Source organism: Paenalcaligenes sp. DL 463, from assembly GCF_057475185.1.
Genome location: NZ_JBYBKX010000001.1, coordinates 266,360 through 289,977 on the forward strand (window position 1 = coordinate 266,360; position 23,618 = coordinate 289,977).

16 protein-coding genes and 4 tRNA genes are annotated in these 23,618 nt (G+C 47.0%); 18 read left to right on the top strand and 2 right to left on the bottom strand.

Annotated features, from left to right (window positions below; genetic code table 11):
- Positions 1-428: 428 nt before the first annotated feature.
- On the bottom strand, positions 429-1,604 hold the full coding sequence (locus AC2UZI_RS01255) for a methionine aminotransferase (protein ID WP_486942019.1): 1,176 nt from the start codon (positions 1,602-1,604) through the stop codon (positions 429-431).
- Between the two features lie 221 nt (positions 1,605-1,825).
- Between AC2UZI_RS01255 and AC2UZI_RS01260 the strand changes: the two genes are divergently transcribed.
- The 18 genes from AC2UZI_RS01260 to rpoC all read left to right on the top strand — a co-directional run bounded on the left by AC2UZI_RS01260 (position 1,826) and on the right by rpoC (position 21,503).
- Positions 1,826-2,038 carry a cold-shock protein gene (locus AC2UZI_RS01260; RefSeq protein ID WP_486942020.1) on the top strand — a complete coding sequence of 71 codons (213 nt, stop codon included), beginning with the start codon at positions 1,826-1,828 and terminating at the stop codon, positions 2,036-2,038.
- Positions 2,039-3,276: 1,238 nt separating this feature from the next.
- Positions 3,277-5,193 carry a tRNA uridine-5-carboxymethylaminomethyl(34) synthesis enzyme MnmG gene (gene mnmG / locus AC2UZI_RS01265; protein WP_486942021.1) on the top strand — a complete coding sequence of 639 codons (1,917 nt, stop codon included), beginning with the start codon at positions 3,277-3,279 and terminating at the stop codon, positions 5,191-5,193.
- Complete coding sequence (rsmG, locus tag AC2UZI_RS01270) at positions 5,190-5,861, top strand: 16S rRNA (guanine(527)-N(7))-methyltransferase RsmG (RefSeq protein ID WP_486942022.1); 672 nt, start codon at positions 5,190-5,192, stop codon at positions 5,859-5,861. Before mnmG ends, rsmG begins: the two co-directional genes overlap by 4 nt.
- A 2-nt stretch (positions 5,862-5,863) precedes the next feature.
- Positions 5,864-6,688 carry a ParA family protein gene (locus AC2UZI_RS01275; protein WP_486942023.1) on the top strand — a complete coding sequence of 275 codons (825 nt, stop codon included), beginning with the start codon at positions 5,864-5,866 and terminating at the stop codon, positions 6,686-6,688.
- 23 nt (positions 6,689-6,711) lie between these two features.
- A complete protein-coding gene (locus tag AC2UZI_RS01280) occupies positions 6,712-7,635 on the top strand; it encodes a ParB/RepB/Spo0J family partition protein (protein ID WP_486942024.1) in 924 nt (307 codons plus the stop codon).
- Positions 7,636-7,847: 212 nt separating this feature from the next.
- Positions 7,848-7,933, top strand: a tRNA-Tyr gene (locus AC2UZI_RS01285).
- Between the two features lie 53 nt (positions 7,934-7,986).
- A tRNA-Gly gene (locus tag AC2UZI_RS01290) sits at positions 7,987-8,060 on the top strand.
- Positions 8,061-8,099: 39 nt separating this feature from the next.
- Positions 8,100-8,174: transfer RNA gene (locus AC2UZI_RS01295), tRNA-Thr, on the top strand.
- A 45-nt stretch (positions 8,175-8,219) separates the two neighbouring features.
- The gene (tuf, locus tag AC2UZI_RS01300) at positions 8,220-9,410 is read left to right on the top strand and encodes an elongation factor Tu (RefSeq protein WP_486942025.1); all 1,191 of its coding nucleotides are present in this window, start codon (positions 8,220-8,222) and stop codon (positions 9,408-9,410) included.
- A gap of 91 nt (positions 9,411-9,501) precedes the next feature.
- Positions 9,502-9,577: transfer RNA gene (locus AC2UZI_RS01305), tRNA-Trp, on the top strand.
- Positions 9,578-9,622: 45 nt separating this feature from the next.
- Positions 9,623-10,003, top strand: a complete 381-nt coding sequence (gene secE, locus AC2UZI_RS01310) for a preprotein translocase subunit SecE (protein WP_486942026.1) — start codon at positions 9,623-9,625, stop codon at positions 10,001-10,003.
- A 9-nt stretch (positions 10,004-10,012) separates the two neighbouring features.
- Positions 10,013-10,546 (top strand): transcription termination/antitermination protein NusG, encoded by a 534-nt coding sequence (gene nusG / locus AC2UZI_RS01315; protein ID WP_486942027.1) that lies wholly within the window; start codon positions 10,013-10,015, stop codon positions 10,544-10,546.
- Between the two features lie 63 nt (positions 10,547-10,609).
- On the top strand, positions 10,610-11,044 hold the full coding sequence (gene rplK / locus AC2UZI_RS01320) for a 50S ribosomal protein L11 (RefSeq protein WP_486942028.1): 435 nt from the start codon (positions 10,610-10,612) through the stop codon (positions 11,042-11,044).
- Positions 11,045-11,046: 2 nt separating this feature from the next.
- Positions 11,047-11,742 (top strand): 50S ribosomal protein L1, encoded by a 696-nt coding sequence (gene rplA, locus AC2UZI_RS01325; RefSeq protein ID WP_486942029.1) that lies wholly within the window; start codon positions 11,047-11,049, stop codon positions 11,740-11,742.
- A 240-nt stretch (positions 11,743-11,982) separates the two neighbouring features.
- Complete coding sequence (gene rplJ / locus AC2UZI_RS01330; protein ID WP_486942030.1) at positions 11,983-12,507, top strand: 50S ribosomal protein L10; 525 nt, start codon at positions 11,983-11,985, stop codon at positions 12,505-12,507.
- Positions 12,508-12,586: 79 nt separating this feature from the next.
- The gene (gene rplL, locus AC2UZI_RS01335; RefSeq protein WP_486942031.1) at positions 12,587-12,964 is read left to right on the top strand and encodes a 50S ribosomal protein L7/L12; all 378 of its coding nucleotides are present in this window, start codon (positions 12,587-12,589) and stop codon (positions 12,962-12,964) included.
- Between the two features lie 161 nt (positions 12,965-13,125).
- A complete protein-coding gene (gene rpoB / locus AC2UZI_RS01340; protein ID WP_486942032.1) occupies positions 13,126-17,238 on the top strand; it encodes a DNA-directed RNA polymerase subunit beta in 4,113 nt (1,370 codons plus the stop codon).
- The gene (rpoC, locus tag AC2UZI_RS01345; RefSeq protein ID WP_486942033.1) at positions 17,238-21,503 is read left to right on the top strand and encodes a DNA-directed RNA polymerase subunit beta'; all 4,266 of its coding nucleotides are present in this window, start codon (positions 17,238-17,240) and stop codon (positions 21,501-21,503) included. Before rpoB ends, rpoC begins: the two co-directional genes overlap by 1 nt.
- Positions 21,504-21,627: 124 nt before the next feature.
- Here the strand turns inward: rpoC and AC2UZI_RS01350 are convergent, their stop codons facing one another.
- Complete coding sequence (locus AC2UZI_RS01350; RefSeq protein ID WP_486942034.1) at positions 21,628-23,613, bottom strand: CHASE2 domain-containing protein; 1,986 nt, start codon at positions 23,611-23,613, stop codon at positions 21,628-21,630.
- Between the last annotated feature and the right edge of the window lie 5 nt (positions 23,614-23,618).

Below are 23,618 nucleotides of genomic sequence, written 5' to 3' on the forward strand. Positions count from 1 at the left end.
AAGGTGACTTCATACCTTGTGGATAAGCTCTAGGCATCATGGCTGTGTAAAGCATGTGGATAGAACAGGCATAACAGACCTCTTTTATAACAACACTAAAGTTATGCTCATTTCATCCCGAAGTAACAGCGAAGTTATCAGCAAAAAATTTATTGCTGTAATGACCAGCTGATATGGGTTACAGGCACTTGTACTAGTTATCCACAGACACTCATAAGTTCTATTAATAATATATAAATGTTATTGAATAACTAATAAAAAAGACCGATTTCCACAAACAGTACGGTTTTGTTTTCTAACTTGCCTTCATCCTGCTTGTTACCTACACTTGAAACTCATCCACTCAGAAACCTTTTTCATCAATAAAAAAGCTCTTCAATCTCAAAAAATGAAGAGCCATGTACTGATAGAAACCGTAAGTTGTTGTTTTATATGTGTATTTTAACCAACCTTTCCAAGGCGTCGGACAATGTTTTTTGCTCTTTAGCGAAGCAGAAACGTACGAGCTGATGATTTGCTGATGCTAACTTTGGATCCTGATAAAAAGCTGACACTGGAATCACACCCACGCCTTGTTCCTCAGTCAACCAACGACTGAACTCATATTCAGGCAAGGATGATATGTGTTGATAAGAGGCCAACAAAAAGAACGTCCCTTCGCTTTTAATCGGTTCGAATTTTGTCTTGAGTAAGCCATTAAACAAACAATCTCGTTTTTCTTGATAAAAGCTGGCTAAGTCACGGTAAGTCCTGTCATTTTCCATGTATGCAGCTAAACCTACTTGCAAAGGTGTTGCTACGCAGAAAACCATATACTGGTGTACTTTCTGGATCTCTACGTTCAGTTTTTTAGGGGCAAGTAAATAACCGACCTTCCAACCCGTGGCACTAAAGGTTTTACCGAAAGATGAAACAATAACGGTATTGGCTTTAAGATTTTCTCTTGTGGATAAGCTTAGATGTTGTTCACCATCAAAAATCAGATGTTCATAAACCTCATCAGATAAAATGGTCAGATTAAAGTTATGCACAAGACGTTCTAGAGCATCTAAGTCGTGAGGCTTAATACGTATGCCAGTCGGATTATGTGGAAAATTAACAATAAGCAGTCTGGTTTTCTGGGTAACCACCTTTTCCACAGCCTCCCAGTCCACGCAATAACTGTCCACAGGGCTTGCAGGAGCCGCCATAGGGACAATTACAGGTATGCCCCCTGCTAACTCAATGCAGGGCACATACAGGTCGTAGCAGGGCTCTATAACGACAACCTCCTCACCCGAATGGACTAAGGCCAAGATGGTCGCCATCAGTGCTTGACTTGCTCCATTGGTAACGGTCAATTCATGATCAGGGTCATAATGACTGCCATAAAGTTCAAAGTTCTTTTTGACAATGGCTTGTTTTAATAAAGGGTGTCCACTCATCGGAGCATACTGATTGTGTCCGTCACGCATTGCCTGATGTACGGCATCGATTAAGGCGTTATCGGTTTTGAAATCAGGAAAGCCCTGTCCTAAATTAATCGCCTTATGAGTCAGGGCTAAGTGGCTCATTTCCGTGAAAATGGTTTCACCTACGTTGGGTAACTTCGATTTCATATTCATAGGGTTTTCGCATTAAACGTCGTGGGTTGTTGAACTACTGAACACGTCAGCCAATGATTTGATGAGTAAATACGACATTGGGGTATATCGGTATTGGGCAACATTAAGGGGTGTGGTTATGCTTTTGTACACCTTGATTCAGAAGCCGCTATTATTCGTTCGCTTTAATAATGGCATCGCTACTGTCTCGTTACTTTTTGTTTTTCAGGAAACGCTAGATCATGGTTCAAACCGGTAAAGTTAAATGGTTCAATGCTGAGAAGGGTTTTGGTTTTATTAGCCCAGATTCGGGCGAAGCGGATGTGTTTGCACATTTCACAGCAATAGATGGGGGTGGATTTCGCTCGTTAAACGAAGGGCAAGCCGTCGAGTTCGAAATACAAGAAGGGCCTAAAGGCCTACAAGCTGCTTCCATACGACCTGCACAACAATAAAAATGGGTTAGTGCTGGAAGATAAGCGCCCAACACGTGGCGCTTATTTTTTTGGCATGATCTTTTTAAAAGCAAAACAACAATAGATGGCTTGCAATAGAGCAGCGTGTTTTTTTAGGCGCTGCACCACTGACTTATGCACATTCTAGTACGAGCTAAAGCAAACGTATATATAGCGTAATTAGCTATGCTTATGCACATAGTTACCCACAGTCTACATTCGTACGAAGTAGCGTAAAGCCTAGGTTTAGCGATTTTTTAGCCTAATTATCCTCAAAGTTATCCACTGATTTCATCTTGAGTCATAAGCTCTATTTTCATTGACTGTTTAATGGATGAATAGAGTCTCCCTCTCTACGCTAACGAGGTTCCCGTTTCGGAACCTAAAATAAGAGTGTGCAGCATAATAGTTCTTATTTTTCCACTCTTGTAGAGGACATCGCTACCTGTAGTTGGTGGTTTACTTGTTTCCAGAGTGAAGGCAGAAAGTGCTAACTATTTTTACGGTCCTGTGTTTCACGTGGAACACAGCTGGTTGTGTTGCTACTAAATAGAAGAAAATAGGAAACTATGTTGTTGAGATTAATGATATTTCCCCCGCGATTAATAGGGCGGTAAATGATCTTAATTATTGAAAGCCCCTGAACATAGGGAGTAGTCTCAAGAATAGTACTGAAATACGTCGCATACTAGTAATGCAGCAACTCACTACGCTAAATAAGAATCACAAGCTTTTCATATTTAGGAAAGTATATAAACGGCTTCACAGTTAATCTAGCAGAAAACCATTTTTAAAATGATTGTTTCACGTGGAACAGAATCATTGTTTTACGGACACACAGTCCATACGGGTATTGATGCTCAGTTCGATGAGATAACTAAATGGAGTGATACGTTCCACGTGAAACATAAACTCTCTAGGTTCTTGGCTTCCGGTGTTCATAGCTATAGAAGGTTCAATAAGGGGTCTAGGTCTTAAGGTTCCACGTGGAACAACAGCATCGTGTTGTTGAGTATCGTCCGGACATGGAATGACTGCTAAGTTAAGTCAGGAAACGTTGCGGACACACTTTGACATGATTTATAGCGCTGAAGGCCCGCGTTGTGAGTTAATCGCCTTGTGAAAAGTATTCCTCGCTGGCGTTGGGTGGATAAAACTGTTGTTTTAATTAATTAAAAACTGGAAGCTTGCATTCTGAGTCGTATAATAGACTTTTATCAAAATTATGCTCTGTGACAATGATTTATCCTGAAGAATTTGACGTTATTGTGGTTGGCGGGGGACACGCTGGAACCGAAGCTGCTTTGGTTGCAGCGCGTTCTGGCGCGTCAACACTGCTCTTAACGCATAATGTGGATACTCTGGGCCAGTTGTCGTGCAATCCTTCCATTGGTGGGATCGGCAAAGGGCACTTGGTTAAAGAGGTCGACGCGTTAGGCGGTGCCATGGCGCTTGCTACAGACTACGCTGGTATCCAATTCAGGATGTTAAATCGTTCCAAAGGTCCAGCGGTTCGTGCAACACGTGCCCAGGCAGACAGGTCTTTATATCGAGCGGCGATACGGCAGGTCGTACAGAATCAGCCAAATCTTATGGTGTTTCAACAGGCTGTTGATGATCTGTTGTTAGAGGGAGATAAGGTCGTTGGTGCCGTGACTCAAATCGGTTTACGCTTTAAAGCGAAGGCTGTCATTCTAACGGCGGGTACCTTTTTGAATGGCCGTATTCATGTGGGCTTAGATAACTATTCCGGTGGTAGGGCGGGTGATCCGCCCGCTATTACCTTGGCTCAACGGTTAAAAGAACTTAAGTTGCCACAAGGCAGGCTTAAGACGGGGACACCGCCTCGAATAGACGCCACAACCATCGATTTTTCTAAGTTAGAGCTTCAGCATGGTGACATTGACCCTGTTCCCGTTTTTTCGTACATGGGGTCCGAGTCTATGCATCCACGCCAATTACCATGTTGGATCACCCATACTAATGAGATCACGCACGATATCATTCGTTCGGGTTTAGATCGCTCACCTATGTACAGTGATGATGGCACCATCGAAGGGGTAGGGCCCCGCTATTGTCCTTCTATTGAAGATAAAATTCATCGTTTTGCAGATAAGGCCAGTCACCAAGTGTTTCTCGAGCCTGAGGGCTTGACTAGTACAGAAATTTATCCAAATGGAATCTCGACGAGTCTTCCTTTTGATATACAGATCGGTATCGTTAGAAGCCTTCCCGGCTTAGAGAATGCCCGCATTATGAGGCCTGGATATGCGATCGAGTACGATTACTTTGATCCCCGTGCGTTAAAACCTTCGTTAGAAACTAAGGCTATCAAGTCGTTGTTTTTCGCTGGTCAAATTAATGGTACGACGGGCTACGAAGAAGCGGCCGCTCAAGGTTTGTTAGCGGGTATTAATGCTGTTCTACAAATTAGGGGTGAAGAGGCATGGACCCCGAAACGTAATGAGGCCTATCTTGGCGTTTTAGTCGATGACCTTATTACTAGCGGTGTCACAGAGCCGTACCGCATGTTTACCTCAAGGGCCGAGTATCGTTTAAGTTTACGTGAAGATAATGCAGATCAACGTTTAACCGAAATAGGGCGTAAGCTCGGTGTGGTAGATGACGAGCGTTGGGATGCCTTTAATCGTAAGCGTGATGCTGTTGCTCAAGAAATCGAACGTTTACGGACAACATGGATTAATCCTCGCTTGGTTTCACGTGAAACATTGGATTCTGTATTAGGGCAAGGGATAGAGCGCGAATATTCGTTACATGACCTATTAAAACGACCACAAGTTAACTATCGTACCTTTGAAAAGTTGGTTGATAAAAATGGTGTTAGAGTTCTCAGTGATCAAGGCCTAGGCCCAGTGGTAGAGACCCAAGTCGAAATAGAAGTAAAGTATGCCGGCTATGTTAATCGTCAACAAATGGAGGTGGCCAGACAGGCATCCTTTGACGAGCAGCGTATCCCAGACGACATTGTTTATTCCGCTATCAAAGGCTTGTCTAACGAAGTGGTTTTGAAGTTAGAGGCGGCAAGGCCGCAAACCATTGGTCAAGCCGGAAGGGTTTCCGGAGTCACCCCCGCGGCGGTCTCCTTGTTGTTGGTTTACTTAAAGCGCCTGGGTCAGGCAAGAAATGCAGCATGAACAAACAACATCTAGATTTTTCAGAACGCCTGACTAAGGCTAGCGAAGCCTTAGGCATAGAGCTTGACGGGCAACAATCTGAAAAAATACTTAAATATATTTCGCAGTTACAGCGTTGGAATAAAACCTATAATTTAACGGCACTCCGTGATCCCGAACAGATGCTGATACAGCATGTTTTTGATAGCTTATCTGTCGTACCCTTCGTTCATGATGAACTAGGACGGCAAGCCAAAGCTCAAGCAAAAATAATGGATGTGGGGTCAGGGGCTGGCCTACCTGGGGTGATACTAGCCATTGCCAATCCTAACTGGGAAATTACCTGTGTTGATGCCGTAGAGAAGAAAATGGCATTCGTTCGGCAAATATCTGCGGTGCTAGAGCTTCCTAACTTGAAGGCGACTCACCACCGAGTAGAAAGCCTACCGCCTTATGATGCCGATATTGTCATTTCTCGTGCTTTTGCATCGTTGTATGATTTTGTCTCGTTAGCTAGCTTGCATGTATCATCTGGTGGACGTATTTTAGCGATGAAAGGTCGCCCGCCTGAATCTGAAATTACGGAACTTACTGAACAAACAGTATGGTCAGTCGATCATATTGAGCCGCTAGCAGTACCCGAATTAGACGCCCAGCGATGTCTGGTTTATTTGAGTCAGCAAGGATAACTATGTCTGTGAATGCCAGCAAAACAGGGACATACGTGTTTTGTGTCGCCAATCAAAAGGGCGGAGTGGGTAAAACCACTACAACGATTAATTTAGCGGCTGCCCTAGCAGCTTTAAAGAAAAAAGTGTTGCTTATCGACCTTGATCCTCAAGGTAATGCCACGATGGGGAGTGGTATTGATAAGAACGCTTTGGAAAAGAATGTTTATCAAGTGCTGATTGGTGAATGTTCAATTAACGACGCTAAGGTGCGCTCCGAAACAGGGGGTTACGATGTGTTACCTTCTAACCGCGAGCTTTCAGGTGCGGAAATCGATCTGGTCCAGATGAACGAACGCGAGCAGCAGTTAAAAAGGGCATTAAGCGAGGTCTCTCACGACTATGACTTTGTTCTAATTGACTGCCCTCCAACACTTTCGCTTCTGACCTTGAATGGTTTAGCCAGTGCACATGGGGTTATTATCCCGATGCAGTGCGAGTATTTTGCGCTGGAAGGGCTGTCTGACTTGGTAAATACGATCAAGCGGGTCTATCGCAACATTAATACTGACTTACAGCTTATCGGACTGCTGCGGGTAATGTTTGATACGAGGGTGACATTACAGCAGCAAGTATCCAGCCAAATCGAATCCCATTTTGGCGATAAGGTGTTTAAGACTATCGTTCCACGTAATGTGCGTTTAGCAGAAGCCCCCAGTCACGGAATGCCAGGGGTTATCTATGATAAGAACTCCCGTGGCGCTAAGGCTTATATGAGCTTTGGCCGAGAACTCGTACAGAAACTAAAGCAGAATCGCAAAAGTAACGCCACTGCGCAGTCAGAATAAGTAAAGCGTTAAAAGGAATACTCATGGCAACAAGAAAGCCTAAAGGCCTAGGACGAGGGCTCGACGCATTGTTGGGCGTCGATGTCGATGTGATCGATAGCATTGGAAGCGCCGAAGAGCAGAACACGACGCCACAAGAGCTCTCCGTGGATGTGCTCGTGGCAGGGAAATACCAACCGCGCACTCGAATGGATGAAGGCGGGTTAAATGAGTTGGCCGATTCAATTCGCACTCAAGGGATTATGCAGCCGATACTGGTCCGCCCGTTGGCCAAAGAAAAAAACAAACAAAAATATGAAATCATTGCGGGCGAACGACGTTTTCGTGCAGCGCAAATAGCAGGCCTTACACAGGTTCCGGTCTTGGTGCGTGAGGTTGCCGATGAGAACGCTGCTGTCATGGCCTTGATTGAGAATATTCAACGAGAAGATCTCAATCCATTAGAAGAGGCACACGGCGTTAAACGGCTTATTGATGAATTTGGCTTAACGCATGAACAAGCCGCTCAGGCGATTGGTCGGTCACGCTCAGCAACGACTAACTTGCTGCGCCTTATCAATTTAGCCGAACCTGTACAGATTATGTTGCTAGCGGGCGATATTGATATGGGACACGCGCGCGCGCTACTTGGCACCGATGCGGCAACTCAAATCATGTTAGCGAACGAGGTGATAGCCCGACGCTTGTCCGTCAGAGAAACCGAAAAACTCGTTGCGAAAACATTGCGTGAGGCAGATAGTACAGCTGACAATGAATTAGCTGAAACGCCTAAGAAAAACGGCGATGTGCAACGTGTAGAAAAAATACTGTCAGAACACTTGGGCACGCAAGTGGTACTTAAAGTGGGGGCCAAAGATAAAGGCCATTTGCAAATCAGCTTCCATGGTTGGGAGCATTTAAATAGCTTGCTAGAGCGCCAAGGGTGGGATGCCCTCATCAATAAATAGCAACGAATAGTAGCGTTGAATAAGATTGACCTCAAAATGAGTATTTGACTTGACATACAACACGTAGCGGGTCAAAATAAGCGTCTTTGCAAAATATGCATGGCTTTGTACGAGTTTTCGGCATTTAACGATAGATAAAACAATTATTTATCTTTTTAAAGAATTGCTTGACTTGTATCCATTACGCTTGCATAATACGCAATTCGCTTTATGGTGGGATACCCAAGTGGCTAACGGGGGCAGACTGTAAATCTGTTGGCTTACGCCTACGTAGGTTCGAATCCTACTCCCACCACCATATTTTGGTAGATGCAGTAACAACGTCTACTTCGGGTGTAGTACGAATCACCTGCGGGTGTAGCTCAACGGTAGAGCAGAAGCCTTCCAAGCTTAAGACGAGGGTTCGATTCCCTTCACCCGCTCCAGTTTATTGTCGTTAGCCTAACTAACGATAAGAATAAGCCGCCCATGTGGCTCAGGGGTAGAGCACTCCCTTGGTAAGGGAGAGGTCACGCGTTCGATTCGCGTCATGGGCACCACAACTCTTTAATAAATTTCAGCATCCTTCCATTCAGGAGTCTGCCATGGCTAAAGGCAAGTTTGAACGGACTAAACCACACGTCAACGTCGGCACAATCGGTCACGTTGACCACGGTAAAACCACTTTGACTGCAGCAATCTGCACGGTTTTGGCAAAAGAGTACGGCGGTGAAGCACGCGATTACGCGCAAATTGACGCCGCTCCTGAAGAGAAAGCGCGTGGTATTACCATCAGCACCTCACACGTTGAGTACGAGACACCTAACCGTCACTACGCTCACGTTGACTGCCCAGGTCACGCTGACTACGTTAAAAACATGATTACAGGTGCTGCGCAGATGGATGGCGCGATTCTTGTGGTTTCTGCTGCTGATGGCCCCATGCCACAGACACGCGAGCACATTTTGTTAAGCCGTCAGGTTGGCGTGCCTTACATCGTTGTGTTCCTGAATAAAGCGGACATGGTTGATGACGAAGAGTTGCTCGAGTTGGTTGAAATGGAAGTTCGCGAGTTGTTGTCGAACTACGATTTCCCAGGCGACGACACACCGATCATTAAGGGTTCAGCCAAGTTGGCACTTGAGGGCGACACCAGCCCCTTGGGTCACCCTGCAGTGGTTGAGTTAGCCGCCGCGCTAGACAGCTACATTCCTACCCCTGAGCGTGCAGTTGACGGTGCATTCTTGATGCCTGTTGAAGACGTATTCTCCATCTCCGGTCGCGGTACAGTAGTAACTGGCCGTATTGAGCGTGGTGTGGTGAAAGTGGGTGAAGAGATCGAGATCGTTGGTATCCGTGAGACGGTGAAATCGATTTGTACAGGCGTTGAGATGTTCCGCAAGTTGCTCGATCAGGGTGAAGCGGGCGATAACGTGGGTGTATTGCTACGTGGTACGAAGCGTGAAGACGTTGAGCGTGGTCAAGTATTGGCCAAGCCTGGTTCCATTAAGCCACACACAGATTTCACCGCTGAGGTCTACATTCTGTCCAAAGAAGAGGGTGGTCGTCACACACCTTTCTTTAAAGGCTACCGTCCTCAGTTCTACTTCCGTACAACGGACGTAACCGGTACGATTGAGTTGCCAGAAGACAAAGAAATGGTCTTGCCTGGTGATAACATCTCGATGACCGTATCGTTGATCGCTCCGATTGCGATGGAAGAAGGTCTGCGTTTCGCGATTCGCGAAGGTGGCCGTACTGTTGGTGCTGGCGTTGTTGCCAAAATCATCAAATAAGTAGTAGTAAAAAGGTGCAAAAGAGAGTATCATCTCTTTTTTGCACTTGTTGCAACAGTGTGTCTTATACGGCATACTGTCTTCAAGGTATAGGGGTATAGCTCAATTGGCAGAGCGTCGGTCTCCAAAACCGAAGGTTGAGGGTTCAATTCCTTCTGCCCCTGCCACTCAGTCATTCGTCACACTTAACAGTGGCGTCCTATCGTCGGAATATGTCGAATACCAACGTAGAAACCGTTAACCGTGGCTCAGAGCGTCTTAAACTGGGTCTGGCAATTCTCGTGCTTGCCGCTGGCATTGTTGGTTACTCCATCCTAGAGACACAACCCGGTTTAGTCCGGGTAGGCGTGTTTGTGGGCGCTTTGGTCGTGGCTGCTTTAATTGTCTTTTTCAGCGAAACTGGAAAACGCACAATAGCTTTTGCCCGCGATTCCTATGGCGAAGTCAGGCGAGTGCATTGGCCGTCCCGCAAAGAAGCCACACAAATGACAGGAATCGTGTTCCTGTTCGTTACTGTGATGGCGATCCTTTTGTGGATTATAGACAAAGGGCTCGAGTGGGCCATTTATGGCCTATTGCTGGGCTGGAGATAAAGGGCACACATGAGCAAACGCTGGTATGTCGTCCACGTTTATTCCGGTATGGAAAAAAGCGTGCATAAGGCTTTAATCGAGCGAATCGAGCGTGCCGAACTACAACATGCTTTCGGTCAAATCTTAATACCTTCTGAGGAAGTTGTTGAGGTTAAGAACGGCAAAAAAACCATTACTGAACGTCGTATTTTCCCAGGCTATGTCTTGGTTGAAATGGATCTTACCGACGAAACATGGCATTTGGTACGTAGTACAAATCGTGTAACTGGCTTCTTGGGTGGTGCAGGTAATCGTCCCGCACCCATATCCGAGCGAGAAGTTAAAGAAATATTGTCTCAAATGGAAGAGGGTGTTGAGAAACCTCGTCCTAAAGTATTGTTTGAGGTTGGTGAGCTGGTACGGGTGAAAGAAGGCCCATTCGCTGACTTTAACGGTAATGTAGAAGAAGTGAATTACGAGAAAAGCAAGGTTCGTGTTTCCGTTACTATTTTCGGACGCTCAACCCCTGTAGAGCTCGATTTTGACCAGGTCGATAAGACCTAAACTTAACCCCGGGAAGCTTATCGGCTTTATGCCGTAAGCGCTATTACCCGCAAGGAGTCTATCATGGCGAAGAAAATCGTCGGGTTTATCAAGCTGCAAGTTCCAGCTGGTAAAGCAAACCCATCGCCACCCATTGGCCCAGCATTGGGTCAACGTGGCTTGAATATCATGGAATTTTGTAAGGCATTTAATGCTCGCACCCAGCAAATGGAACCGGGCCTGCCAATTCCAGTAGTTATCACTGCTTTTGCAGACAAGAGCTTTACTTTCATTATGAAGACGCCTCCGGCGACCATTTTGATCAAGAAAGCTGTTGGTATTAAAAGCGGTTCAGCACGTCCTAACCTCGATAAAGTAGGTACATTGACGCGTGCACAAGCTGAAGAAATTGCTAAAACTAAAGAACCTGATCTAACAGCTGCTGACCTAGACGCCGCTGTACGAACAGTAGCCGGTACTGCACGCAGTATGGGTATTAATGTCGAAGGGGTTCAATAGTCATGGCTAAGTTAAGCAAACGTGCAGCAGCGATTGCTGCCAAAATCGATCGCAATAAACTGTATCCCGTTAACGAGGCTCTTGATCTTGTTAAAGAGACGGCGACAGCAAAATTCGACGAGTCTATCGATATCGCTGTTCAGCTAGGTATTGACCCACGCAAATCCGACCAATTGGTTCGTGGTTCTGTGGTGCTGCCAGCGGGTACAGGTAAAAGCGTACGAGTGGCTGTTTTTGCACAAGGCGACAAGGCTGAAGAAGCTCGCGAAGCCGGCGCAGAAATCGTTGGTTTGGATGATCTAGCTGAGCAAATCAAAGCCGGTCAAATGGATTTTGACGTTGTTATTGCTTCCCCTGACACCATGCGTGTTGTGGGTACGCTAGGTCAAATTCTAGGCCCACGTGGTTTGATGCCTAACCCTCGTGTTGGCACGGTAACGCCTGACGTTGCACAAGCTGTTAAAAACGCGAAGGCTGGTCAAATTCAGTACCGTACTGATAAAGCAGGTATTATCCACGCAACAATTGGTCGTGCATCGTTCGGTACAGAGCAGTTGCAAACCAACTTGTTGGCGCTAGTAGACGCCCTTAATAAAGCTCGCCCAGCGGCAGCTAAGGGTGTGTATATGCGCAAGGTCGCCGTTTCATCCACTATGGGTGGCGGTGCTCGTGTTGAAATTTCATCTTTACAAGCTTAATAGGCAAGTAAAGTAAACAGAACTTTGGGCTGTGGTTAGCCTGTTGCTAGCCACTGCTGTCAAAGACCGTTGGAGAAGTCGAAATCGGTGCGTTGTTGCCTCGTTTTAGATTTCTTAATCTTATATCCAACGTAGACGGCGCCCGCGGAAGATTTTCTATTTCAGAATCTCGACCAGGTGCGCCGCATTCGGTTGATGCTTAGGACTTTCCCAAGCATCTTTAGAAGGAGTGTTCAAACCGTGAGTCTCAATCGTGAAGAGAAAGCGGTAGTCATCGAAGAAGTCTCTGCTCAAGTAGCACAGGCACAATCGGTCATTATCGCTGAGTATCGTGGTCTGGACGTCGCCTCCGTTACCGTATTGCGCAAACAAGCGCGTGAGTCGGGCGTGTATCTACGTGTTCTTAAAAACACGTTGGTTCGTCGTGCATTAGCTGATTCTCCTTTTGAAGAGTTATCTAGTCAGCTTGTGGGTCCTCTGATGTATGCCATCAGTTCAGACCCCGTAGCAGCGGCAAAAGTCATGTCAGATTTCGCAAAAAGCAACGACAGCTTAGTGATTAAAGGCGGGGCAATGCCCAACAGCCTGCTAGATCTAAGCGGCGTTAAAGCATTGGCAACAATGCCGACACGCGACGAGTTGCTGGCGAAACTGTTTGGCACCATGCAAGCACCTATCACGCAATTTGTGCGTACGCTTAACGAAGTTCCAACCAAGTTCGTCCGTGGCGTTGCTGCGGTACGTGATCAAAAACAAGCTGCTTAATTTAGGCTTGTTGGTGGAATTTCGTCGTATCGGACGATACCCAAACCTGGCATTTATACCTATTCTGGAGTTCTGAAAAATGGCTACTAAAGCTGAAATCCTCGAAGCAGTCGCAAACATGACTGTGCTTGAGTTGTCTGAGTTAATTACTGACTTAGAAGAGAAATTTGGTGTTTCCGCTGCTGCTGCTGCAGTTGCGGTTGCTCCTGCTGCTGGCGGTGACGCTGGTGCAGCAGCTGCTGAACAAACTGAGTTCAACGTGCACCTAGCTGAAATCGGCGCCAACAAAGTTAGCGTAATTAAAGCTGTACGTGAAATCACTGGTTTAGGTTTGAAAGAAGCTAAAGACCTAGTTGATAGCGCACCTAAAGATATTAAAGAAGGTGTTGCTAAAGCAGAAGCTGAAGAAGCAAAGAAAAAGCTTGAAGAAGCTGGTGCAAAAGTCGAACTTAAGTAAGACTTTTATACTTGCCCGGGGAGTGCATTTGCCTTCCCCGGGCTTTTGCGTCTCCAGAAAACCTTGATTTAAGCTGAAATTGTTGGTTTGAGTCAGGTTTTCTAGAGTCGTAAACCGGGGTCGTGGTTGACGGCCCGTGTAACCCTTGAGTCGGAGTGCTCATGCCTTATTCGTATACCGAAAAAAAGCGCATACGCAAGAGCTTCGCCAAACGTGAAGACGTCCAGCAGGTTCCTTACTTATTGGCAACTCAGCTGAATTCTTACAGAACCTTTCTACAGAAGGATACGCTACCTTCTGAACGTAGATCGGAAGGCCTGCAAGAAGCTTTTAATTCAATATTTCCAATAGTAAGCCATAACGGGATGGCAAGGCTAGAGTTCGTTAGCTATGTCCTTGGAGAACCCGTTTTTGACGTCAAGGAGTGTCAGCTCCGTGGTTTGACGTATGCATCGCCCTTGCGTGCGAAAGTTCGCTTAGTGATCATGGATCGCGAGGTTAGCAAACCCACAGTCAAGGAAGTAAAAGAGCAAGAAGTCTACATGGGAGAAATGCCTCTCATGACAGATAATGGCTCGTTTGTCATCAATGGCACTGAACGTGTCATTGTGTCGCAGCTTCACCGTTCACCTGGTGTGTTCTTTGAACACGACCGTGGTAAGACGCATAGCTCAGGCAAGCTGTTGTTTTCTGCTCGTGTTATTCCTTACCGTGGTTCGTGGCTCGATTTTGAGTTCGATCCTAAAGATATCCTATTTTTCCGTATCGACCGTCGTCGTAAGATGCCGGTGTCGATATTGCTGAAAGCGATCGGCATGACGCCGGAAGCTATTTTGGCTCACTTCTTCGAGTTCGATCACATTGAACTCGAAAGTGAAGGCGCTCGCCTGCAGTTTGTATCTAAGCATTGGCGTGGTGAAGTGGCTCGTTTCGATATTAAAGATCGTGACGGCAATGTCATCGTCGAGAAGGACAAGCGCATCAATGCTCGTCACTTGCGTTTGCTAGACGATGCAAAAATCGATTTCATTTCGATCCCAGAAGATTATTTGGTCGGTCGTACCTTAGCGAAGAACGTGGTGAGCCCTGATACTGGGGAAATCATCGCTAAAGCTAATGATGAAATCACCGAAACCATGTTGGCAGAATTACGTTTGGCCAATATTCACGCGATTGAAACCCTCTATATCAACGATTTAGATCAGGGTGGCTTTATTTCGCTGACATTGCGCACAGACGATACCGCTGATCAAATGGCAGCTCGCATTGCTATTTATCGCATGATGCGTCCAGGTGAGCCGCCAACCGAAGATGCGGTTGAGGCGTTATTCCAGCGTCTGTTCTACAGCGAAGAATCTTACGATTTATCGCGTGTAGGCCGTATGAAAGTGAACAGTCGTTTAGGCCGCGGTGAAACCATCGAAGGTCCGATGACACTTACCGACGAAGACATTGTCGATACAATTAACGTATTGGTAGATCTGCGTAACGGTATCGGTCAGATTGACGATATTGATCACTTAGGTAACCGTCGCGTACGTTGTGTTGGCGAGCTAGCTGAGAACCAGTTCCGCGCAGGTTTGGTTCGTGTTGAGCGCGCTGTTAAAGAGCGTCTAGGTCAAGCAGAAAGTGAAAACTTGATGCCTCACGATCTGATCAACTCACGTCCTATTTCTGCCGCAGTAAAAGAGTTTTTTGGTTCTAGCCAACTGTCACAGTTTATGGACCAAACAAACCCGCTATCTGAAGTCACGCATAAGCGTCGCGTTTCAGCACTAGGACCGGGTGGTTTAACCCGTGAACGCGCCGGATTTGAGGTTCGAGATGTGCACCCAACTCACTACGGTCGAGTGTGCCCGATTGAAACTCCAGAAGGTCCGAACATTGGTCTGATTAACTCGATGGCGTTGTATGCCCGCTTGAACGAGTATGGTTTTTTAGAAACTCCCTACCGTAAAGTGGTCGACAATCAAGTCACAGACGAAATTGTCTATCTGTCAGCTATCGAAGAAAGTAACTACATTATTGCTCAGGCTAACGCCGAGCTTGATGATGATCATCGCTTTGTTGATGATCTAGTTGCGTGTCGTGAAGCAGGCGAAACGTTGATGACATCGCCTAGTAACGTTCAGTACATGGACGTTGCTCCGTCGCAGATTGTGTCGGTAGCGGCATCGTTGATTCCGTTCTTAGAGCATGATGATGCTAACCGAGCCCTAATGGGTGCGAACATGCAACGTCAGGCTGTGCCGTGCTTGCGTCCAGAGAAAGCCATTGTTGGTACTGGCGTAGAGCGCACAGTAGCGGTTGACTCCGGTACAACGGTAATGGCGCGTCGTGGCGGTGTTGTGGATCACGTGGATGCAGAGCGTATCGTTATTCGTGTGCACGATGACGAGAACGTTGCGGGTGAAGTGGGTGTAGATATCTACAACCTCACCAAGTACACACGTTCGAACCAGAACACCAATATCAACCAACGTCCTATCGTAAAACGCGGTGATATATTGGCGCGTGGCGATGTATTGGCGGATGGTGCTTCGACAGATCTGGGTGAGTTAGCACTGGGTCAAAACATGAAAATCGCTTTCATGACTTGGCATGGTTATAACTTTGAGGATTCGGTCCTTATTTCAGAGAAAGTTGTTTCTGACGATCGCTACACGTCAATTCATATTGAAGAGTTGACCGTTGTTGCGCGCGATACGAAGCTAGGTGCTGAAGATATCACTCGTGACATTAGTAATCTGTCCGAGGTACAACTCAACCGTTTGGATGATTCCGGTATTGTTTATATCGGGGCTGAAGTTCGTGCCGATGATGTGTTGGTGGGTAAGGTAACACCTAAAGGTGAAACCCAGCTCACCCCCGAAGAAAAATTGCTACGCGCAATTTTCGGTGAAAAAGCATCCGATGTTAAGGATACGTCCTTACGTGTGCCATCAGGCATGGTAGGTACAGTTATTGATGTTCAGGTTTTCACACGTGAAGGCATCGAACGCGATAAACGTGCTCAATCCATTATTGATGACGAGTTACGTCGCTATCGCCAAGACCTGAACGATCAACTGCGTATTGTAGAAGATGATGCTTTTGATCGTGCTGCTAAGTTCTTAACGGGCAAAGTGGTTAATGGTGGTCCACGTCGTTTAGCTAAAGGCAGTGAAATTACTGCTGAATACCTGAATGATCTCGATCGCTGGCAGTGGTTTGACATTCGTCTAGCCGATGAAGAGCATGCTGTCGTTCTTGAGCACACTAAAGATGCGCTTGAGCAAAAACGTCATCAGTTCGATTTGGCCTTTGAAGAGAAGCGTAAGAAGCTAACTCAAGGTGATGAGTTACCTCCGGGCGTGCTGAAAATGGTTAAGGTTTACCTTGCTGTTAAGCGCCGCTTGCAGCCGGGTGACAAGATGGCCGGTCGTCATGGTAACAAAGGTGTGGTATCACGCATTGTTCCTGTTGAAGACATGCCGCACATGGCCGATGGTTCTCCTGTAGACATCGTATTGAACCCATTGGGTGTTCCGTCACGAATGAACGTAGGTCAGGTACTTGAGGTTCACTTGGGATGGGCCGCTAAGGGCTTGGGCGAGCGTATCAACACGATGCTAAGCAACGAACAAGGCTATCAGGTCGCTGAAGTTCGTGAGTTCTTAGATAGTGTTTATAACAGCACAGGTAAGGCAGCCGATATTTCCAGCCTAACCGACAATGAAGTTGTCGAGATGGCACAAAACTTGCGTAACGGTGTACCGCTCGCTACGCCAGTATTTGACGGTGCTACCGAAGACGAAATTCGTACGATGTTAGCGTTAGCGTATCCGGATGACATTGCAGAGAAGCTGCAATTGGCTTCTGGCCGCACGCAAGTCATGTTATATGACGGTCGTACAGGTGAACAGTTTGAACGTCCTGTAACGGTGGGTTATATGCACTTCTTGAAACTCCATCACTTGGTGGATGATAAGATGCACGCCCGTTCTACTGGCCCGTACTCGCTTGTCACTCAACAGCCCTTGGGCGGTAAAGCTCAGTTTGGTGGTCAGCGTTTTGGTGAGATGGAGGTTTGGGCACTTGAAGCTTATGGTGCTGCCTACACCTTGCAAGAAATGCTTACGGTTAAATCCGATGATATCGCCGGACGTACCAAGGTTTATGAGAACATTGTTAAGGGTGATCACGTTATTGAAGCTGGTATGCCAGAATCATTCAACGTACTTGTCAAGGAAATTCGATCCTTGTCCCTCGACATGGATTTGGAGCGTAAATAATGAAAGCGCTACTCGATCTCTTTAAACAAGTCTCGAAAGACGAGCAGTTTGATGCCATTAAAGTAGGTATCGCGTCCCCCGAGAAAATTCGTTCCTGGTCTTTCGGTGAAGTCCGTAAGCCAGAAACGATTAACTACCGTACTTTCCGCCCCGAGCGTGATGGTCTGTTTTGTGCCAAAATTTTTGGCCCAACAAAAGACTATGAGTGCTTATGCGGTAAGTACAAGCGTCTAAAGCATCGTGGTGTTATTTGTGAGAAATGTGGCGTAGAGGTCACTGTTTCTAAAGTACGCCGCGAGCGCATGGCTCATATTGAGCTGGCGTGTCCCGTTGCGCACATTTGGTTCTTGAAAAGCTTGCCATCCCGTTTAGGGATGGTGCTGGACATGACCTTGCGCGACATCGAGCGTGTGCTTTACTTTGAAGCATGGTGCGTAATTGAGCCCGGTATGACGCCGTTGAAACGTGGTCAGATCATGTCTGATGATGACTACGCGGCTAAAACTGAAGAGTACGGCGATGACTTCCAAGCCTTGATGGGCGCGGAAGCCGTACGTGAGTTACTGCGTTCTATCGACATCGATCGCGAAGTCGAGACCTTACGTGCTGAACTGAAAGCCACAGGCTCCGAAGCGAAAATCAAGAAAATCTCGAAGCGCTTGAAAGTGCTAGAGGGTTTCCAGAAATCGGGTATTAAACCCGATTGGATGATTCTCGAGGTGTTGCCAGTATTGCCACCCGAGTTGCGTCCATTGGTACCGTTGGATGGCGGTCGTTTTGCGACGTCCGATCTTAACGACCTATACCGTCGTGTGATTAACCGTAATAACCGTTTGAAGCGTCTGCTTGAGCTCAAAGCGCCAGATATTATTCTGCGTAACGAGAAGCGTATGCTGCAAGAGTCTGTTGACTCGTTGCTGGATAACGGTCGTCGCGGTAAGGCTATGACGGGCGCGAATAAGCGTCAGTTGAAGTCGCTTGCTGACATGATTAAAGGTAAAGGCGGTCGTTTCCGTCAGAACCTGTTGGGTAAGCGCGTTGACTATTCCGGTCGTTCAGTGATTGTGGTGGGGCCTCAGCTTAAGTTGCACCAGTGTGGTTTGCCCAAACTGATGGCGCTTGAGTTGTTTAAGCCATTTATTTTCAATCGTTTGGAAATGATGGGCTTGGCCACAACCATTAAGGCGGCAAAACGCTTAGTTGAAAATCAAGAGCCTGTGGTGTGGGATATCCTCGAAGAGGTCATTCGCGAGCACCCAGTAATGCTGAACCGTGCGCCGACATTGCACCGTTTAGGTATTCAAGCTTTTGAGCCTGTGCTGATTGAAGGTAAAGCGATTCAGTTGCACCCACTCGTGTGTGCGGCGTTTAACGCTGACTTTGACGGTGACCAAATGGCGGTACACGTACCGTTGTCGCTGGAAGCGCAGCTTGAAGCTCGCACCTTGATGTTAGCGTCTAACAACGTATTGTTCCCTGCTAACGGTGAGCCTTCAATCGTTCCTTCACAGGATATCGTTTTAGGTCTTTACTACGCGACTCGTGCTCGTGTTAACGGCCGAGGCGAAGGCATGTTCTTTGCAAACGTGTCCGAAGTTCAGCGTGCGTATGACAATCACGAAGTCGAGTTACAGTCCCGCATTACTGTTCGTGTTGACGAGTTCAGTAAAGACGAAAGCGGTGAGTGGGTCGCTACGCCTCAGCGCTTTGAGACCACAGTTGGTCGTGCGTTGCTGTCCGAGATTCTGCCTCACGGCTTATCTTTCGCGCTGCTAAATCAGACGCTGAAGAAAAAAGAAATCTCCAAGCTGATTAACCAATCGTTCCGTCGTTGCGGTTTACGGGCTACGGTGATTTTTGCTGACAAGCTCATGCAGTCCGGGTTCCGTTTGGCCACTCGTGGTGGGATCTCGATCTCCATGAACGATATGGTGGTGCCAACGGTTAAAGAAGAAATTCTTACCGAGGCTGGAAATGAAGTTAAAGAGATTGATAAACAGTACTCATCTGGTCTGGTGACAGCCCAAGAACGCTATAACAACGTGGTGGATATCTGGGGTAAAGCCAGTGACCGCGTAGGTAAAGCGATGATGGAGCAGTTGGCTTCCGAGCCTGTAACTGACCGTCATGGTGAAGAGGTACGTCAAGAGTCCTTTAACTCCATCTATATGATGGCAGACTCAGGTGCTCGTGGTTCTGCTGCGCAGATTCGTCAGTTGGCGGGTATGCGTGGACTAATGGCTAAGCCGGACGGCTCCATTATTGAAACCCCGATTACCGCTAACTTCCGCGAAGGGTTGAACGTACTTCAGTACTTTATTTCCACTCACGGTGCTCGTAAAGGTCTTGCTGATACGGCGTTGAAAACGGCCAACTCGGGTTACCTAACTCGTCGTCTGGTTGACGTAACGCAAGATTTGGTGATTACCGAATCCGATTGTGGTACGACAAGCGGCTATACCATGAAAGCGGTGTTAGACGGTGGTGAGGTTATTGAGCCTTTACGTGACCGTATTCTTGGACGTGTTGCGGCGATTGATGTTATCAATCCAGACACTCAAGAAACTGCCATCGTAGCCGGTACGTTGTTGGACGAAGACATTGTCGATTTAATCGACAACTTGGGTATCGACGAGGTTAAGATTCGCACGCCATTAACGTGTGAAACTCGTCATGGCTTATGTGCGCACTGTTATGGTCGTGACTTGGGTCGTGGTAGTTTGGTTAACCGTGGCGAAGCAGTGGGTGTAATTGCCGCTCAATCGATCGGTGAGCCTGGTACTCAGTTGACGATGCGTACGTTCCACATTGGTGGTGCCGCGTCGCGTGCAGCAACAACAAGTACGGTCGAAACCAAAATTGCGGGTCAAGTTGGCTTTGCGATTGGCTTGCGCTATGTGACAAACGCCAAAGGCGAAAAAGTCGCTATTTCACGCTCCGGTGAGATCATTATTTATGATGATAGTCGTCGTGAACGTGAGCGTCACAAGATCCCTTACGGTGCCAACATTTCCGTGGGTGATGGTGAAGATGTTAAAGCCGGTCAGCGTATTGCCAGTTGGGATCCGTTAACTCGCCCAATCGTTTCAGAGTACAGCGGTACGGTTCGTTTTGAGAACATCGAAGAGAACGTAACCGTGGCTCGTCAAGTTGACGAAGTTACCGGTTTGTCGACACTGGTGGTTATTACACCGAAAACTCGTGGCGGTAAAGTCACGATGCGTCCACAGATCAAACTGTTGAACGAGTCCGGCGACGAGATCAAAATCGCGGGTACTGATCACATGGTAAATATCTCGTTCCCAGTCGGAGCGTTGATTACCGTTCGTGATGGACAACAGGTGTCGGTGGGTGAGATCTTGGCTCGTATTCCACAAGAGTCTCAGAAAACCCGAGACATTACTGGTGGTCTTCCACGTGTGGCTGAGCTTTTCGAAGCGCGTTCGCCTAAAGATGCAGGCTTGTTGGCTGAAGTCACAGGTACCGTCTCTTTTGGTAAAGACACTAAAGGTAAGCAGCGTCTGGTGATTACTGATCTAGACGGTGTTAGCCATGAGTTCTTGATTCCGAAAGAGAAGCAAGTGCTGGTGCACGACGGTCAGGTTGTGAACAAAGGTGAAACCATTGTTGATGGACCACCTGATCCTCACGACATTCTGCGCCTCAAAGGCATTGAGCAGTTGGCTAGCTACATCGTTAATGAAGTGCAAGACGTATACCGCTTGCAGGGTGTAAAAATTAACGATAAGCACATCGAGGTGATTGTGCGTCAGATGTTGCGTCGAGTAAATATTAGCGATGCAGGTGACACGCAGTTCATTACCGGTGAGCAAGTTGAGCGCTCTGAGTTGTTGAATGAAAATGATCGTATGGAAGAGGCCAAGCAAATTCAGGCCACTTACGAGAACGTATTGCTGGGTATTACTAAGGCATCGTTGTCGACAGATTCATTTATTTCAGCAGCGTCTTTCCAAGAGACAACACGAGTTCTAACCGAAGCCGCGATTATGGGCAAACGTGATGACTTACGTGGTCTTAAAGAGAACGTGATTGTTGGACGCCTAATCCCTGCAGGTACAGGTATGGCATTCCACAAGGCACGTCACAAGAAAGAGCAGTTTGAAATTGCTGAGCGCCAAGCGGCACGTGCGCAAGAGAATCCGTTTGAAAATGAAAACCCTTTCAACGATGCTCCAAGCACACAAGCTGATAATGAAGCTGCTGGTGAAGCACCGCAATCTGCAAGTGCTTCGGATAATGAATAAGTTCTAATTAATTTAGAACGTTCTTTATTCTAAGAAAAAGCCCCACATTTTTTGATGTGGGGCTTTTTTCATGTAGTTCTATCTGAAAAGCTCTGCACTGGCTGAGAGAAAATAAGAAAAGGGCTTAAGCTTGTGGATCCTTTTCGTATTCGTCGGGTGGTATGGGTAAGTACACAATAAAGGTGCTGCCCTTGTTGACTTCGCTTTCTAGTTCAATGCGACCTTGATGTCGTTGTATGACCGTTTCGACAAAGGCTAAACCGATTCCACTACCCGTAGGTGCCTCGTTGCTATCGTACGGGACGCGGTGAAACGCTTGGAAAATAGTGGGTTGTAAGTGTTCAGGGATACCCCAACCTTGATCACTAATGCGAATGATCACGTTATTGTCGTGTTGAAAGACCGAGCACTGTATTTGGGTGTTGGGAGAGCTGTATTTGATGGCATTGTCCACTAAGTTGCTTAGTGCACGCTTTAACATTGGCTGGTTAGCGTTTAGCCAGAATGCGTCTTCGGGTTCATCAAAAACTAACTGAATTTGTTTCAGTTGGGCTCTGGACCATGATTCATCGCAGACCTCGGCGATCAGATCAATCACATTGATAACGTTAAATTCCAGCTCAACCGCTTCGGCGTGTGCTAAGTCCATGAAGCTATCGACGAGCTCTAGCGTGGTGTAGGCGTAACTTTCGATTTGGCCTAAAAGCTGAGTTGGCGCCAATGTGTCTGCTTGCGCCCGTTGCATTGAAATTAATGCCAAAATTGAATTTTGTGGGGCTCTCATGTCATGAGAGATAAATCTTAAGGTTTGCTCACGACGTTGCTGGGCCTCGCGTAGTAGTTCAATACCGTGATGCAAATAGCTAAGTCGTGCAGGTAAGGTTTCAGAATGTGCTTTAGCTTGCAGCGCCAACCGTAACGTAGGGTGTTGTTCGCTCAACGTAGAGAGCTCTTGATTTACTTTACGAAGTACAGCCTCTTGGCTTCGCCAATGCCATACCGGATAAGCAAGTAGGGTGCCGATGAGGCTAGCCGTAGGCGGGGACCACACTCGAAACAGGTGCAGTTGTATCCAGTTAATGACAAGAATCGCGAGCAGTAGGCCGATGGTGGCCATCAACGCTCGCCGTGGTGAGGCGCGAATTAAAATAACACAAATAAAAAACACAGGGAGCAGACTGATAAGGATGAGAAGCGAAAGCGGCTGCTCATCAATCCATTTGTTTTGTCTGGCACTGCTCAAGCTGTTGGCAAGGATCTCTACTCCCGTCATGCTGGTCTGCTCTTCCCACGACAGAGGGGTAGGGTAAGAGTCGGTTAGCCCGCTGCTCCAAGCACCGATTAGTACGTAACGATCGTTAAAGGTGTCGGCTGGGTAGTGCCCCGCGAGTACAGCGGCGTATGCATAACTTTCAAAATGTCCGTGTCTACCCGAAAAAGGAATCAGCCGTGTTGGTTTGCTGTCGGTAAGTAGAGCATCGGCAACAGCGGCTTCTCCACCGGCTCTAAGCATCGCCAGTGTCATGTGATGCCATGTCGCACCGTCTTGCGTTTGTAGACGCGTGTCAAACCGTCTTACTACCCCGTCTGGGTCGGGATAAATATTGATGAAACCTAACTCTGAAGAGGCGTTTGCCAGAGAAGCTAAGGGTAGGGCGGCATGGGTATAACCCGATTGAACCACTATAGGTAGAACCGTACGTCCGTGTCCTTTTAATGCATTAGCAAAAATAACATCATCAACAGGATAAGCTGGGTTTAGGTCTTCAAAAATAATATCAAACCCTACCGCTTTTGCATTTTGGAGCCGCTCTAGCAGTCTGGCGTGTTCAGCACGCCTCCATGGCCAGTACCCTAATTCTTTTAGGCTACCATCATCAATAATGATTAAAGCAATTTTTTTATCTACCGCTGTGGGGGTATTCAACTTTGTTTGCAAATCATAGAATGCGTTGTCGATTTGCGTAAGCCTCAGGTCGTGCCTGAACAGCAATAGTAAAACAGTGACAAGCAAAAGTAAGCAGGTGACGACTCGCCATTCAAATTGCAGTTGTTTGGCTAATGCACTTGGGCGAACCGGTAGCCCAGCGTTATGGGTTGGACTACGCATGCGAT